Raw genomic sequence first — 15,388 nt, 5'->3', positions numbered from 1 at the left:
CACCTTCTATCGTAATAAATATGGTTCTAATTTATCCATAACTTTCTTCATTCTATGAGCATTTTCTGAATACATTTTCTTAGCTTTTGAATTATCTGTTTCTAAGGAAAAAGTAATAAGATCCGCCTGAACCTTTGAGATAGTTGCATAAAGCATTTCTTTAACTTGAGGTTGTGTAACTTCTATTGAGTCATCAAATAAGTCTATATATAAATCTCCAGAAGAATCTACTTGACCAATAAATACGTTATCTAGTGATACTCCAGAATTCGATAGTTGAACTTTAAGCCATTCTCTATTTAATCCTACAGAGGTTAAAGACTCATCCAAAATATTTCCATCCAATATTACAGTTCGTGGTTCAGATACCGGAGCAACTTTCCTTTGCAAATCATGGGGAGTGATTGGTTTCTTATCTGATTTTAATAAAACATTAATCTCTCCTGTTGTTTCCATTACTGCAAACTCGACGTCCGCCAAATTGAATGCATTTTTTGATCGTAGTTCTCTTAGTAGCTCTTCACCGGAGTATCTTATTTCCATTAGATTCTCTTCCATAATCTTGCCGTCTTTTATTAATACCGTTTCCCTTCCATTTATAAAATCATGAATCCATTTGCTTTTTAGCGATAAATAATCCAGCGCTATGGAAAATAGAATCCACACTGCTAAAGAAATAAAACCAAATGTTATATTTGGTATTAATCCTAAGGAAACTACGGAGGCAATAATAGCAATGACAATATAGCTTACAAATTTGAAGGGTGTTGTCTTCCATAAGCTACTTTTGCCAATAATTCTAATTATAATTAAGGTTAAAAAAAATAAAATTACAGTTCTTAAAAGCACTATAATCCAGCTCTGCATATGTTATTCCTCCCTAATTTCCTTTATATTGCGGTTCTTCAAACTCTAATGTTTTTAGTCTATCCTCTATATTCTTTATAACTGATTCTACTGTTTGTAACTCTTCTTTATAAACTAGTCTTTCTTCTTCATTTCTGCTTTGAAGAGAATAAATTCTTAGCGTACTTTCAATTCCCTTTAGACTAGCTAATGTTCCCTTTACTTTTGAACCTACCGTCATTAATATCAACTCCTTAGATACGTAACTAAACCTATTATTTTCAAATGTTGATAAAAGTATACCAATTATTCATTATTTTTTTCTTTTGTACAATACAACAAATAATTTACTTAACCATTTAATGGCATTATAATATAATTAACTAGGGGGGATATTTATGAACAATGTAGCAATTATATATAAGTCAAAATATGGTAGTACAAAAAAATATGCAGAGTGGATAACTGCAGAACTGAGCGGGGACTTGCTTGAGCATTCAGACGTGAAAATCGAAAATCTATCCTCATATAACACAATAGTCTTTGGCGGAGGGCTATATGCCAGTGGCATTAATGGAGTATCTCTTATTACTAAAAACTTTGAAACTCTTAAAAATAAGAACCTCATTATTTTTACTGTAGGACTTGCTTCTACCGGTGATAAATCCATTTTTAATCCAATTATTGAAAAGAACTGCACTAAAGAAATGCGTAAAAAAATACAGTTTTTCCACCTTCGCGGAGGAATTGATTACAAGGAATTAAATTTTCTTCATAAATCTATGATGGCAATGCTTAAAACAATGGTATCTAAGAAGAAACCAGAAGAATTATCAGAAGAAGATAAAGAGATGTTATCAACATATGGAGCTAAGGTTGACTTTACAGATATAAATACAATAGAACCCTTAGTGTCCTATATTAAAAGCCTTGAAAAATAAAAGGGCATGGTTAAATATCCCATGTCCTTATCTGATTAAATTGACTCTCATAGAGACTATAATAAGCCCCTTTTTTGTCTATAAGTTCACTATGACTTCCACTCTCAACGATTACCCCATTATCAATCACCATAATCACATCTGCGTCCTTAATGGTGCTAAGTCTATGAGCAATTATAAAGCTTGTTCTTCCATTCATAAGTTTTAAGAGAGCTTCTTGTATCTTTAGTTCTGTACGAGTGTCTACGCTACTGGTGGCTTCGTCTAATATCAATATTGAAGGATTGGAAAGTATTGCCCTGGAAATAGCTAAAAGCTGTCTTTGACCCTGGCTTAAATTCACTCCTCCTTCCACAAGTAAAGTATCATAACCTTGGGATAATCTTTTTATAAAATCATGAGCATTGGCCATCATTGCAGCTTCCTCTATTTCACTATCTGTTGCATCTACTTTCCCATATTTAATATTTTCCTTAATTGTACCTGAAAAAAGGTAGGTATCTTGAAGTACCATTCCAAAACATTTTCTCAAGCTATCTCTTGTATAATTTTTAATATTTTCTCCATCTATTAAAATCCCCCCCTCTGATACCTCATAGAATCTAGTAAGTAAATTAACGATGGTGGTTTTTCCTGCTCCTGTGGGACCCACCAAAGCAATATTACTCCCTGGCTGTACGGTAAAATTTATATTTTTTATTACAGGTACATCTTTTCTGTAGCCAAAGGTTACATTGTCAAAAGCCACTTCTCCTTTTACATTTTCTAATTTTTTTGCACCTAATAAATCTTTATCTTCTTCTTTTTCATCTAAGGTTTCAAATACCCTTTCAGCCCCTGCTACAGCGGATTGTAGTGTGTTAAATATATTGGCTAAATCATTTAAAGGTCTTGTAAATTGTCTTGAATAGCTTAAGAAACTTGCTATTATTCCTACGCTAATTAGCCCCTTTACTCCTAAAACACCCCCAATTAATGCTATTACTGCGAAACCAATATTGTTAATTACATTCATTAAAGGCATAATAAATCCAGTCCAAATTTGTGCCTTTAATCCTACTTCAAATAACTTTTTATTTATTTCATCAAACTCTTCATTAATTTTTTCCTCACGATTAAAAGCTTTTACTACATGTATACCCGATATAGATTCCTCAATATGTCCATTTAGTTTCCCTAAGATTACCTGTTGCTCTTTAAATAAAACCTTAGTTTTTTTAGCTATGTTGCTAGTTACTAAAATAACTAAAGGCATGGTAATTATACTAGCCAAAGTGAGTAGTGGACTTAAAAAGACCATCATAAAAAAGGCTCCTATTATATTTATAGAGCTACTCATTAGCTGAACAGTGGATTGTGATATGGTGGTGCTGACATTTTCAATATCATTGGATAATCTACTCATAATTTCACCATGAGTATTACTATCAAAAAATACTATGGGAAGTTTCTGCAATTTTCCAAAGAGGGTTTCTCTTAAACTTAAAACTATTCTCTGAGATATTCCCGCCATGAACCATCCTTGGAGAAGGATTATAAGGTTATCTACTAAATATGTAAAAATTAAAATCCCTACAATTATTTTCAAATTTTTAATATGAACAAGGCCTTTTCCAAAGGAAATAGTATCTACTGCCTTTCCAATTAAATAAGGTACTGCAAGACCAAGAGCAGAACTTATTATTGTAAGAAAAAAGGTTATTAGAAGTAATGTCTTTTCTTTCCCAAAGTAATACCATAATCTAAGGAGGGTTTCTTTAAAGTTTTTAGGCTTAATAATAGGTTTGTTACTAGGACGAGAAATTCTTCTATTTTGCATTTAAATCTCCTCCTTTCCTATTTGAGACCGAAATATATCTTTATAAATTTCACACTTACTCATTAATTCTTCATGAGTGCCCATTCCCACTATAGAACCATTTTCCAAAACTATTATTCTATCAGCCCCCATGACAGAAGTTATACGTTGAGCAATTAATATACAGGTAGTTTTCTTTAAATATCTTTTAAGTCCCATTCTTATTTTTCCTTCTGTAACTACATCTACAGCACTGGTACAGTCATCTAAAATCAGAATTCTAGGCTTCTTTATCAATGCTCTGGCTATAGAAATTCTTTGTTTTTGTCCCCCGGAAAGGTTTACTCCACCTTGTCCTAATATGGTATTATACCCTTCTTTAAAAGAGGATATAAAATCGTGGGCCTCAGAAATTTTAGCTGCTTCCTCCACCTCTTCCAAATTAGCTTTTTCGTCTCCCCATTTTATATTGTCTAAAATACTTCCTGTAAATAGCATTGTCTTTTGAGGAACTATAGCTATGGTTTCTCGCAAATCTTTTATATTTATATCTTTAACATCTATACCATCTATCTTTATAACTCCTGAATTTATATCATAAAATCTAGGAATTAAATTGACTAAGGTACTCTTCCCTGAACCTGTAGATCCTATAATTCCTAGAGTTTCTCCTTGAAGTGCCTTAAAAGTGATATTTTTAAGTAACGGTTCACTCTTTAAACCATAATATGAAAAGGTAACATCCTGAAAATCAATGTCTCCTACAGCTTCCTTAAGAATTCTAGCTCCTTCTTTATTTTTTATATTATTTTCCTCAGAAAAAACCTCTCCAATGCGTTCTGCCGAGGCCTTGGCCTTAATGAACATTGTAAACACATAGGACATCATAGTAAGAGAAAATAAAATTTGTGTCATGTAATTGGTAAAAGCAATTATCTGTCCTACTTGCATTTCACCGCTATTTACTCTTAATCCACCAAACCAAAGAAGTAGTATTATTCCCATATTTACCGTTAGCGCTATAGCTGGATTAAAAATTGCCATTACCCTCATACCTTTAATAGATACTGAAGTTAATTCTTCATTCACCTCTGAAAAACGATTTTTTTCATGGTGAAATCTATTAAAAGCTTTAACCACTCTTATACCAGATAAATATTCTCTCATTACACCATTTACCCTATCTAAGGACTTTTGTATTTTCACGAAAAAAGGATAGCTTAACTTCATGTTTATAAGTATTATTATCCCTATGACAGGCACTACTCCAATGAGTATCAAAGCCATAGAAGGATTTAACATGGTGGCCATAATTATACTTCCAATACACAAAATTGGAGCCTTCACAAATATCCTCATCATTCCATGAGCAAAATTTTGCACTCCATTTACATCGCTAGTGAGCCTAGTCATAAGAGATGCGTCCTGAAATTTATCAATATTTTGGAAGGAAAAACTCTGTATTTTTTTAAAAAGGTCCCCTCTAAGTTTCGTTCCAAAACTTTGAGATACATTGCTGGATATAATATTGCGAGCAATGGCAGATAGAGCTCCTAGAGCTGTGATTAAAAGCATTACCCCTCCCATTTTAAAAACATAATTTATATCTTTTGCCGCTACTCCCTTATCAATAATTTTAGACATTATAGTAGGTTGTAGCAGATCACAGGTAGCATCAAATATTAAAAATATTAATACGACAACATACTTTTTCCAATATAATTTAATATATTTATTTAAAAACTCCACTATAATTTCCTCTCTTTTTAATGTTATATCATAGATTATATCATAGAAAAAGGGAATTTCCCTCTAAAGAAAATTCCCTTTTTTATTCCTAATTAAACAGCTTCTCCTGTAAATTGGCTATTATACAAATCTGCATAGAAACCACCTTTTTCTAATAGTTCTTCATGGTTACCTTGCTCAATAATTCTTCCTTCATTCATAACAAGAATTAAATCAGCGTCACGTATAGTTGATAATCTATGAGCTATAACAAAACTTGTTCTGCCTTTCATAAGTTCTGTCATGGCCTTTTGAATTAACACCTCTGTTCTGGTATCCACACTACTTGTGGCTTCATCTAGAATTAATATTCTAGGATCTGCCAGTATTGCACGGGCAATAGTCAATAACTGTTTTTGCCCTTGTGAAATATTAGAAGCTTCTTCATTTAACACTGTATCGTAGCCTTCTGGAAGAGTTCTAATAAAATGATGTGAGTGAGCTGCCTTAGAAGCTCCAATTATCTCTTCCTCACTAGCATCTTTACGTCCATAAGCTATATTATCTTTAATTGTACCATTAAATAACCAAGTATCTTGAAGCACCATACCAAACATGCTACGCAAATCTTCACGCTTTAACTCCCTTATGTCTATACCATCTATGGTAATTACTCCATCATTTATTTCATAAAAGCGCATAAGTAGATTTACAAGGGTAGTTTTACCCGCTCCCGTTGGTCCTACAATAGCTATGGTTTGCCCTTCTTTTACGTTTATATCCATGTTTTCAATAAGCGGAGTATCTGCTTTGTAACTAAAATCTACATTGGCAAATCTTACATTTCCTTTAGCCTCCTCTATAACTTGTGCATATGGACTATCTTCAATCTCTTCAACTTCATCTAACAATTCAAAAACACGTTCTGCTGATGCTACTGTAGATTGAATGATATTTGCAATATTGGCAGTTTGAACTATTGGTTGAGTGAATTGTTTTGAGTATTGAATAAAAGCTTGAATATCTCCTATTTCAATGGATCTTTTAGTTACCAGTATTCCTCCAACCACTGATATAGCTACATATCCAATATTATTTACAAAAGTTATTAGTGGCATTATAATGCCTGAAACAAATTGAGCCTTCCAACCTGCATCATAGAGTTTTTCGTTGATTTCTTTAAATTCTCTTATAGACTTTTCTTCATGTCCAAAAGATTTTATAATTTTATGACCAGTATACATTTCTTCCACATGGCCATTAAGTTCTCCTAGAGACTTTTGTTGGGCCTTAAAAAACTTTTGTGAACGAGATGCTATTCCTTTAGTTACTATAACCGATAAAGGCAAGGTAACTAAAGCAATTAAAGTCATTAAAGGACTTATAGTAAACATCATTATTAGAATTCCAATTATAGTAACGATAGATGTAATAAGTTGCGTAATGCTTTGTTGCAGTGTAGTACTTATATTATCTACATCATTTGTAACACGACTTAATATTTCCCCATGAGTGCGAGAATCAAAAAACTTTAGTGGTAGACGCGAAAGTTTATCTCTTACATCTTTACGCATATCAAAAACAGTTTTTTGAGCAACTCCAGCCATTATAAGCTGTTGAATATAGCTAAACAATGCACTTACAATATAAAGCCCTACCAATACTAATAGAATATTAAGTATATAGTCAAAATCAATGCTCGCTCCTGGTACTCCCTTTAGCTTCATCATAATTCCCATAAACAATTTAGTGGTTGCTTTACCCATTATTTTAGGTGCAAGAATACTAAAGGTAGTACTAAGGATTGCCATTAAAAACACTGTCACTATTTGAAGTGAACGCGGTCTTAAATATCCTAGCAATCTTTTTAATGTTCCCTTAAAATCCTTTGCCTTTTCTACAGGCATCCCCATTGCAGGTCCATGGCCTCTTCCAAATCCTTTAGAGGCTTTATTTTGTTTTTGCTCTTCGCTCATACTAACTCCTCCTCTGAAAGCTGTGATGATACAATCTCACGATATATACCACAGTTATTTAAAAGCTCTCTATGCGTACCCATTCCTACAATTTCACCTTCATCTAAAACTATAATCCTATCTGCATTCATAACAGTACTTACTCTTTGTGCAACTACAATCATAGTGGAGTTTTTTGTTTCTTCTTTCAATGCTGCACGTAATTTTGCATCGGTTTTAAAATCGAGAGCTGAGAAGCTATCATCAAATATATATATTTCTGGTTTTCTAACCAGTGCGCGGGCAATAGATAAACGTTGCTTTTGTCCTCCAGATACGTTAGTACCTCCCTGAGCAATTACAGAATTAAATCCATCTTGCATATTTCCTATAAATTCTGTTGCCTGAGCTATTTCTGAAGCATGTATAATTTCTTCTTTTGAAGCATCTTCTTTCCCATATCTTATATTTTCTTCAATGGTTCCACTAAATAAAACTGCTTTTTGAGGAACAAAGCCAATTTTCTCCCTTAAATCTTCTTGAGATACTTCCCTAACATCTATATCATCGACTAAAACATTTCCACTATCTACATCATAGAATCTTGGAATAAGGTTAATCATTGTTGATTTTCCCGAACCTGTTCCCCCTATGATAGCAGTTACCTCTCCTGGTCCTGCACTGAAAGAAATATTCTTAATTGCTGGTTCGCCTGCTCCTGGATAACTAAATGTAACATTTCTAAATTCTACATAACCTCTTTTGCCTTTTGAAACTTTACCTTCTTCAGGATCATTTATTTGAGGAACGATATTTAATACTTCATTAATTCTAATAGCTGAAGCTGAAGCACGTGGTACTAGCACAAACATCATAGAAACCATAATTAAGGAGAACATTATTTGCATAACATATTGAATAAATGCCATTAAGTCTCCAACTTGCATGTAACCTAGTTCTATTCTTTTACCACCAAACCAAATTATTGCTACTGTTGTAAGGTTTAAAACTAACATCATTACAGGCATTAGAGCTGCCATTATTTTATTTACTTTAATAGCAGTACTTGTAAGATCTAAGTTCGCCTCATTAAAACGCTTCTTTTCATGATCATCACGATTAAATGCGCGAATTACTCTTATCCCTGTAAGTCCTTCACGTAAAACAAGATTCAACTTATCAAGTTTTGTCTGCATTATTTTAAATAGCGGTATTCCTTTTCTTACTACCATAAAAATGGAAATTGCAAGAATTGGAATTACAGCAACAATTATTAATGATAATTTAGGTTCCTTTGATACTGCCATAATAATACCACCTATACACATCATAGGTGCACTAACCATCATACGAAGTATTATGATTATGACTTGCTGAACTTGGTTAATATCATTGGTAGTTCTTGTTATAAGAGAAGAGGTTCCTATTTTATCAAACTCCTCTAGTGAGTAACTTTCAACTCTTGAAAAAACATTATTTCTTAAAATTTTACCAAAACCTGTTGCAATTTTTGATGATAAAAAGCTTGCAAAAACTGTGCATATAGTACCTGCAGCTGCAACAAGTAACATTATCCCTCCTACTTTTAGAATGTAATTTGTATCTCCTTTAACTATGCCTGTATCAACTATATTTGACATTAACGTAGGAAGATATAATTCAGATAAGGATTGGAAAAACACTAGTACAAGTACAGCTATTATTGATGCTGTATATGGCTTTAAAAACTTGAACAATTTAATCATAAACAATCATCTCCATCTTTTTTGTCAACTACCTTAGTTAGGTTATCTTTCATTTGCATAAATAATCTACGAAGCAAAACTTCCTCTTCTGCTGTAAAATTACTAAAACATTCAGACTCTAAGCCTTTCATGATTTCAAAAACTTCTCTACAAGTTTTTTTACCTTCTTCTGTTAAGTACACTCTTATAATGCGCTGGTCTTCTTCATCTTGACAACGCCTTACAATGTTTGCCTTTTCCATTCGTTTCACCATAATGTTTATTGTGGCTGGTTTTATTTTAAGTCTTTCAGCCAACTCCTTTTGGCTTCTACCATCTTTTATATGAAGGGCAATGAGTAAAGGTGGTTGCCCTGGATATACTCCGATTTTCTCAAGTAATTGATGAGTGCGATTAAAATGAAGTTTTATAACTTGCGCAAAAATATGATATAAAGAATCGGGCTTAAAACTTTCCATGAACTCACCTCCAAATTAATTAGTCGACTAAGCATTTATAATAATATCACTTTCTTTTTTCATAGTCAATAACTTTAATGTATATGATATGATAACAATTTGTTAACATGATTCTATATTTATTTTTAATTAGCCACCTAAACATAAACATAAAAAAGCTAAGAATAATCCTAGCTTTTCACCTTATTAAATTAATTTAATTATTTCTCTAGTAAGCCAATTTATATTTTCAAGTTCTACTATTTTATCCTTTGATGAGTGTACATAAGGGATATAATATCCTCCTGGAACTTTTGTTTTATTGCAAAAGATTATACCTGTTATATTATGCTCTTTGAAGTTATATTCATCTGAGAGAGGTATAACTTTATACTTATATTTTACAATCTCTTTTCCTTTAGATGAATCTTTCAATGTGTTTTGTAATATTTCTACCAAATTGCTTTTTTCCCCATGAGTAAGCATTATCATGTCGCCAACTCCAACACAGTCAACATTTATAATTTTCTTTCCTTCTAAGGATATTTTATTCTTTAACCAATACTTTTTCATGGCAGCGGAACCTAATAATCCCCATTCTTCATTATTAAAAAATACTAGAGCTATCTTCCCCTTTAAATACTCCTTTTCACTGCTCATAGATATTTGATGAGCTATATTTAATAGAGTAAGCACCCCTGATGTATTATCATTATAATTATTTTTATTAGGTATAAATATAAATAAAATCCATAGAAAAAGTATATTATTTATTATGTATAAGCGGAAATAATGTAATAAAAAAAACATAATAACAATTAAAATACTAAAGCTTAACTGTCTAGTATGTCCGAAATATTTTATAATATAGTTCATCCAATGAGGCATAATGCCTGGGGTATCGTAGTGGGCAGTAATAATATATTCTGCTTCCTCCACATTTCCAGCTACCATGTTTCCATTTATTTCTTCACACTCAAGATCTAAACTATTTAATTCATTCATTATAAATTCTCTAAACTTTTTCTTTTGCTTTGGAAAAAATCTAATTCCATAATTACTTATAATTTTATTTTTTATATTTTCTAAATAACTTCCCATCCCTAACCTCGTTAATAGTTTTTATTCTAGTATATCATTTATAATATATGATATATTATATTAAAATAAAGTTTAAGCAAGAATTAAGAATGTGTTTTTACTCCTTGAAGTTAAGTCTTTTTACAAGCCTATCTTCACCAATTATAGTATTTCTAAAAATTTCTGTAGCATTTTTCTTATATTCTTCAGCATTTATCATGGCAGGACTAAAGTGGGTAAGTAGAAGTTCTAAAACCTCCCCCTCTTTTGCAAGCTTTGCCGCTTCACTGAAAGTCATGTGCTTATTTTTTATTGCCTTATGTAAATCTTCTTCATCTCCATAGGTTCCTTCACATATAAATAGATCACTTTCTTTAATAAAATCTACTATAGGAAGAATTGGTCTTGTGTCTGTGATATAACTTATTTTAATTCCTTTTCTTTCATCTCCTAAAACCATATTCGCCTCATAGGTTTTACCTTCGTAGATAACCTTCTCATTCTTTTGTAGCTTACTCCACAAAATCTTAGGAATATTATTTTCTATAGCTTTTTCCACATTAAATTTAGCCTTTCTTTTTACATAAAAGCTATATCCTAGGCAAGATATTGAGTGTTCAAGCTCCATAGCGGAAATTGCTATATCACCTACTTCAACTATTTCTTTAGGATTCTCTATTATATTTATTTCGTAAGGAAGATAAGGAATTATAACTCTAATACCCTTTATTATTTCTCTTATCCCCTCAGGTCCTATAATTGTTAAAGGTTCTGTTCTTCCACTGTTACCAATGGTAGCTAAAAGCCCTGGTAGTCCCACTGTATGATCTCCATGACCATGGGTTATACATATAATATCTATAGTTTTAAATCCTGTGCCTAGTATCTTCATTGATACTTGAGTGCCTTCACCACAATCTATAAGTATTTTACTTCCCCTATAATTTATAAGTAGGGAAGATAAATACCTTTTTGGCATGGGCATACCTCCTCCACATCCTAACAGTGTTATATCTATCATTAAACTCACCTAATTTCTCTTATAAACTCATTTTTTATTTTTAAAAACTGTTCTATATCATTCAAAAATTGAAATAGAGAAGCCCTGCTTTCAAATTCTTCACGAGACTTTGGTAATTCCATATTTCTATAGGTTTCCCTTAATTTATACAAATCACTAAGCAAGCCTTCTGCTGAATTTTCCTCATATATAGAACTGGCTACCTTATCAGTAAAATTCCCCATAATTATTGCTTGCTCATAGTTAGCAAAATCATCTCTAAAATGCTCTCTCATATCTTTTAATACAGCTAGTTGCCTCATTCTCATCTCCATATATTTCACGTAATAACTTTCGTCTGCTATAAAATTATTATTTAAATTTATATATGAAAGCTTACGAGCTGCACGCAATCTATCCTCAAGGCTTGTAAATACTACATCTCCTTCTTCACAGATATTTTCCCCTCTCATCACCTCAGCCATTCTAAGCAAAATTTCTTTTATGGCATTTTCAATAAAAACTTGCTCTTCTTTTATTCTTTCTTCAAGGTTTGGCATATAAAAATTCAAAATTAAAGCAACTGAAACTCCTACAAACATAAGAGCTAGTTCATTCCAAATCAAAGGGAGTTCTATAGACTTTTCTACTAACAAATGAGAAACTAGCACTGAACTAACTACAATGCTGTCTTCTCCATTAAATTTAACCGCTAGAGGTATAAATATTAACAAAAAAGCTCCAAATATTATTTCATTATAGCTAAATATTCCAAAGAGAATTATAGCAATGGTTAATGCTAATATACATATTCCTATCCTTCTTAAAGCAATTTTAAAGGACTTTTTTCTTGTTTTTTGAATACTTAAAATTGTAATTATACCGGCAGAAGCAGCATATTCTAAGCCAAGTTCTTTTGCAATTATTATTGCAAGAGCCGCTCCTATGCCAGTTTTCAAAGTTCTAAATCCTATAAACTTCATAAAAAAATCCCCTTTTTAATGATTATTACATATAATTATACTTTATTTGAAGGATTTAGTTAATTAAAAATGGAATATTTCTCTACATTCCTAGTTTTTCTATTATTCTTTCTAAATAAATAGATTTCATCTGCTTACTTGCCATAGCTCTTTTTATTGGGGGTAATTTTAATACAGAAGATAAAACTGCTGCCATTGCTCTATGACTGCTCAATGCGTTGTTATCAAAAATTAAATTTTGAAGCATTCCCTTTTCTATTGCCATCATTACAACCCTATGTACTGAATTCACTGGAGTAATAATTTTTTCCTTTCGCCTTTCCAATAAAATACTATTAAAAGCACAACTTCTAACGCAAACCCCACAACCTAAACATATATCTTCATTTACTTTAACTCCTTTTGGAAGCCTCTCAATCCCCTCGATAGGACAAGCCTTTACACATTTACCGCAATTAACACAGCTATCATTTAAAACTCTAGGAATATAACTGGTGGTGTTCACTGGATTTAACATACCAAATTTACGCGCTGCCACAAGTGCTTCACAGCAGCATCCACAACAATTACATATAAAGGTTACACCCTTTTTTACGTTTTCTCCACATTGAACTAAGTTGTTTTCATAAGCTTCATGCAAAAGTTCAAGACACTCTGAAGCATCTACTCTTCTTGCATGACCATGCCTAATTAAAGAATCTGCCACTCCGTTAAAGGTCATACATATATCCATAGGGGCATTACAGGCTTTCCCTACATGCTCCATTTTATGCCTGCAATAACAAGTACTAATTCCTATGTGGGTTGAGGTTTTAATTATATGGCTAGCTCTTTCAAAGTCTAAAATATGAATTTCATTGTCTTTAGTCAATACCTTCTCTTGAACAAAAACTCGCCCAAGCCTTGTTTCTGTACTAAAGAATAATTCTTTTACGAAATCTTCTTCTTCATTTAGATATTGATAAAACAATTCCCCCAGTACCTTTTGATTAATATCTCCTCTAACTCTCATCAATGAAAACTCAAAGAAACCAGCCATAGGTGGAGGTAGTACGTATTCTTTAGTTCCATTATTATCTACATCTAAGAGTATTGCTCTACTTGCAAGTTCATCTAACACTTTCCTTGCAGAAATTTCGTCCATATTCCACACCTTGCTAGCTTTTTTAGCCGTAAAAGGCCTTATAGGCAATTGAGCAACCAATGCAGCCTCTCTTTCACTAAAGAGTACTTGAAGTATTTTATAAAGGGTCTTTGAAGGGGGTGCTCCTTGGGGAAATTTATTTAATCTTTCTTCTAAGCTTTTATATGCTTCTTTACCAACTATATGAGACATTTAATCACTCCTATTTTTTCTCTCCATTAATACAACTATATGCTTACCTTATGTAAAGTTTTTCCTTATTTCTTTGTTTTATACAAAAACAAACAGCCATATTTAAAACTGGTATTTTTTTAAGATTGTTAACATTTTTTACTTATACAGCATTTAATATATTAAGAATTTAAAGAGGGGTAATTTATGGGTACTTTTAAAAATATATGTCCTGAGGAATTATTAGTCTTAGCCACCATTTCTTCTATAATCATAGCTGATGACTTAGATCCTGACGATTTAGAAGTATTAGGGCAACTTTTTTCAACAGTAGGCGATTCACTTTCCCTTATAGCGGCTCAAAGGGAATACCTAGAAGCTCAAAATAATAATGATAACAATAATGAATAAACCGTACTAACTAACCTTAGTACGGTTTACCTTTAACCATTATATGAACCACTTTATTATAAATGCTAAAACTAATATAGAGAAAGAAACTATTGGCGTTGGAGGTATATTTAGATTTTTTTCCTCTTTATTCTCACATAGCTTTTTCACTATAACTAAGCTAATAAATGCTACTAAAGTACTGGCTAAATTGTCAATGAAAAAGAATTTAACAGAAGGCCCTATGTCTCTTAAATGGGATGAAAATATATAACTTACAGGCATAAGGAGTAAATAAGTAGTGTAAATTATTCTCCATATACAGTTTACAGCTAAAATTCCAAAGAGATTAAAGTCATTTTCTGCCTTCTCTAATATTTTACATATCACAATCATAGCCAAAGCTTCAGATATAATAGTGGCTATAGGATTCAAAGCCCTATCTAGACTTGTCTCCATGAATAAATTCATCAGTTTAATTCCTGAAACTATAAAAGCTACGTATAGCACAGCTTCTTTCCTTTTAGTTTGGGTATAAACCTTATATAGAAAGTAAAAAGCTAGTGGAAACCATATATGCCTGCCAATGTCAAAGGATATCAAATGTATTAAGTGACCTATCATAGTCTCTACTATCCCCCAAACTGCACCCCAAAATACAACAATGTTAATGTGCTCTAATTTTATCATGTCCTATCCCCTTAGAAATTTTTACCATACATTATATTCATATGAACTTAGTATTATGAATAATAAAAGGAAATACTGAGAAAGTACTTCAAAATATTTGGCCCCAATTTCCTTTGATTAATAATATTTATTAACAACTCATCACATAAATGCATCTAATATAGTAAGCACCTAAAAGGAGTGTATATTGTGGATTGTTTAGATAATATAAGTTCTAAAGAATTAGTTGCCATAGCATCCTTAGTTTCAATATCATTAAGCGAAGGCAAAACTCCCGATGAAATAAACGTGCTTGGAAATCTTATCGTAGCCATAGGCAGTCTCATGTTAACTATAGCCGCTCAAGAGCAAAGTTTACAATCTATAAGCAACAATAAGCAATAAGCAATTACGTTTTTTCACTATGTTCATTTCCAAAAACTATATACCTATATAAATGAACCGTACTAGTTAAATTTAGTACGGTTCATTTAATAAAAG

Annotated in this window: 15 protein-coding genes; 3 read left to right on the top strand and 12 right to left on the bottom strand. The window is 32.0% G+C overall.

Going from position 1 to position 15,388, the window contains the following annotated elements; translation table 11 throughout:
- Window positions 1–6 precede the first annotated feature (6 nt).
- Both ABDZ69_RS05660 and ABDZ69_RS05655 read right to left on the bottom strand, forming a co-directional pair.
- Window positions 7–867, bottom strand: a complete 861-nt coding sequence (locus ABDZ69_RS05660) for a DUF421 domain-containing protein (RefSeq protein ID WP_343767555.1) — start codon at window positions 865–867, stop codon at window positions 7–9.
- Between the two features lie 13 nt (window positions 868–880).
- On the bottom strand, window positions 881–1,087 hold the full coding sequence (locus ABDZ69_RS05655; protein ID WP_343767553.1) for a DUF1657 domain-containing protein: 207 nt from the start codon (window positions 1,085–1,087) through the stop codon (window positions 881–883).
- Between the two features lie 157 nt (window positions 1,088–1,244).
- On the opposite strand from ABDZ69_RS05655, the gene ABDZ69_RS05650 reads away from it, so the two are divergent.
- Window positions 1,245–1,787 carry a flavodoxin domain-containing protein gene (locus ABDZ69_RS05650; RefSeq protein WP_343767551.1) on the top strand — a complete coding sequence of 181 codons (543 nt, stop codon included), beginning with the start codon at window positions 1,245–1,247 and terminating at the stop codon, window positions 1,785–1,787.
- A gap of 10 nt (window positions 1,788–1,797) precedes the next feature.
- Here ABDZ69_RS05650 and ABDZ69_RS05645 read toward each other — a convergent pair whose 3' ends face one another.
- The 9 genes from ABDZ69_RS05645 to ABDZ69_RS05605 form a co-directional block, all read right to left on the bottom strand.
- Entirely contained in the window at window positions 1,798–3,606 is a 1,809-nt protein-coding gene (locus tag ABDZ69_RS05645; RefSeq protein WP_343767549.1) for an ABC transporter ATP-binding protein, read from the bottom strand.
- Window positions 3,607–5,334 carry an ABC transporter ATP-binding protein gene (locus ABDZ69_RS05640; RefSeq protein ID WP_343767546.1) on the bottom strand — a complete coding sequence of 576 codons (1,728 nt, stop codon included), beginning with the start codon at window positions 5,332–5,334 and terminating at the stop codon, window positions 3,607–3,609.
- A gap of 92 nt (window positions 5,335–5,426) precedes the next feature.
- Entirely contained in the window at window positions 5,427–7,289 is a 1,863-nt protein-coding gene (locus ABDZ69_RS05635) for an ABC transporter ATP-binding protein (RefSeq protein ID WP_343767543.1), read from the bottom strand.
- Complete coding sequence (locus ABDZ69_RS05630; protein WP_343767540.1) at window positions 7,286–9,013, bottom strand: ABC transporter ATP-binding protein; 1,728 nt, start codon at window positions 9,011–9,013, stop codon at window positions 7,286–7,288. The genes ABDZ69_RS05635 and ABDZ69_RS05630 overlap by 4 nt, the downstream gene beginning before the upstream one ends.
- Window positions 9,010–9,471 carry a MarR family winged helix-turn-helix transcriptional regulator gene (locus ABDZ69_RS05625; protein WP_343767537.1) on the bottom strand — a complete coding sequence of 154 codons (462 nt, stop codon included), beginning with the start codon at window positions 9,469–9,471 and terminating at the stop codon, window positions 9,010–9,012. The genes ABDZ69_RS05630 and ABDZ69_RS05625 overlap by 4 nt, the downstream gene beginning before the upstream one ends.
- Before the next feature lie 186 nt (window positions 9,472–9,657).
- Complete coding sequence (locus ABDZ69_RS05620) at window positions 9,658–10,551, bottom strand: M28 family peptidase (protein ID WP_343767535.1); 894 nt, start codon at window positions 10,549–10,551, stop codon at window positions 9,658–9,660.
- A gap of 97 nt (window positions 10,552–10,648) precedes the next feature.
- Complete coding sequence (locus ABDZ69_RS05615; RefSeq protein WP_343767532.1) at window positions 10,649–11,551, bottom strand: ribonuclease Z; 903 nt, start codon at window positions 11,549–11,551, stop codon at window positions 10,649–10,651.
- A 5-nt stretch (window positions 11,552–11,556) separates the two neighbouring features.
- Window positions 11,557–12,513, bottom strand: a complete 957-nt coding sequence (locus tag ABDZ69_RS05610) for an aromatic acid exporter family protein (RefSeq protein WP_343767529.1) — start codon at window positions 12,511–12,513, stop codon at window positions 11,557–11,559.
- Between the two features lie 82 nt (window positions 12,514–12,595).
- Window positions 12,596–13,849: a 4Fe-4S dicluster domain-containing protein gene (locus ABDZ69_RS05605; protein WP_343767526.1), complete on the bottom strand. Its 1,254-nt coding sequence runs from the start codon at window positions 13,847–13,849 to the stop codon at window positions 12,596–12,598.
- Window positions 13,850–14,035: 186 nt separating this feature from the next.
- Here ABDZ69_RS05605 and ABDZ69_RS05600 point away from each other — a divergent pair, with 186 nt between their 5' ends.
- Window positions 14,036–14,239 carry a DUF6774 domain-containing protein gene (locus tag ABDZ69_RS05600; protein WP_343767523.1) on the top strand — a complete coding sequence of 68 codons (204 nt, stop codon included), beginning with the start codon at window positions 14,036–14,038 and terminating at the stop codon, window positions 14,237–14,239.
- A gap of 39 nt (window positions 14,240–14,278) precedes the next feature.
- Here the strand turns inward: ABDZ69_RS05600 and ABDZ69_RS05595 are convergent, their stop codons facing one another.
- Window positions 14,279–14,908, bottom strand: coding sequence for a hypothetical protein (locus tag ABDZ69_RS05595; protein ID WP_343767520.1), 630 nt, complete (start codon window positions 14,906–14,908; stop codon window positions 14,279–14,281).
- 189 nt (window positions 14,909–15,097) lie between these two features.
- On the opposite strand from ABDZ69_RS05595, the gene ABDZ69_RS05590 reads away from it, so the two are divergent.
- Window positions 15,098–15,292: a hypothetical protein gene (locus ABDZ69_RS05590; protein ID WP_343767518.1), complete on the top strand. Its 195-nt coding sequence runs from the start codon at window positions 15,098–15,100 to the stop codon at window positions 15,290–15,292.
- The last annotated feature ends 96 nt before the right edge of the window (window positions 15,293–15,388 follow it).

This window comes from Clostridium malenominatum (genome assembly GCF_039521365.1).
Taxonomy (GTDB): domain Bacteria; phylum Bacillota; class Clostridia; order Clostridiales; family Clostridiaceae; genus Clostridium_AW; species Clostridium_AW malenominatum.
Note: the sequence above shows the minus strand (reverse complement) of the source record. Positions and strands in the feature narration are given on the sequence as shown.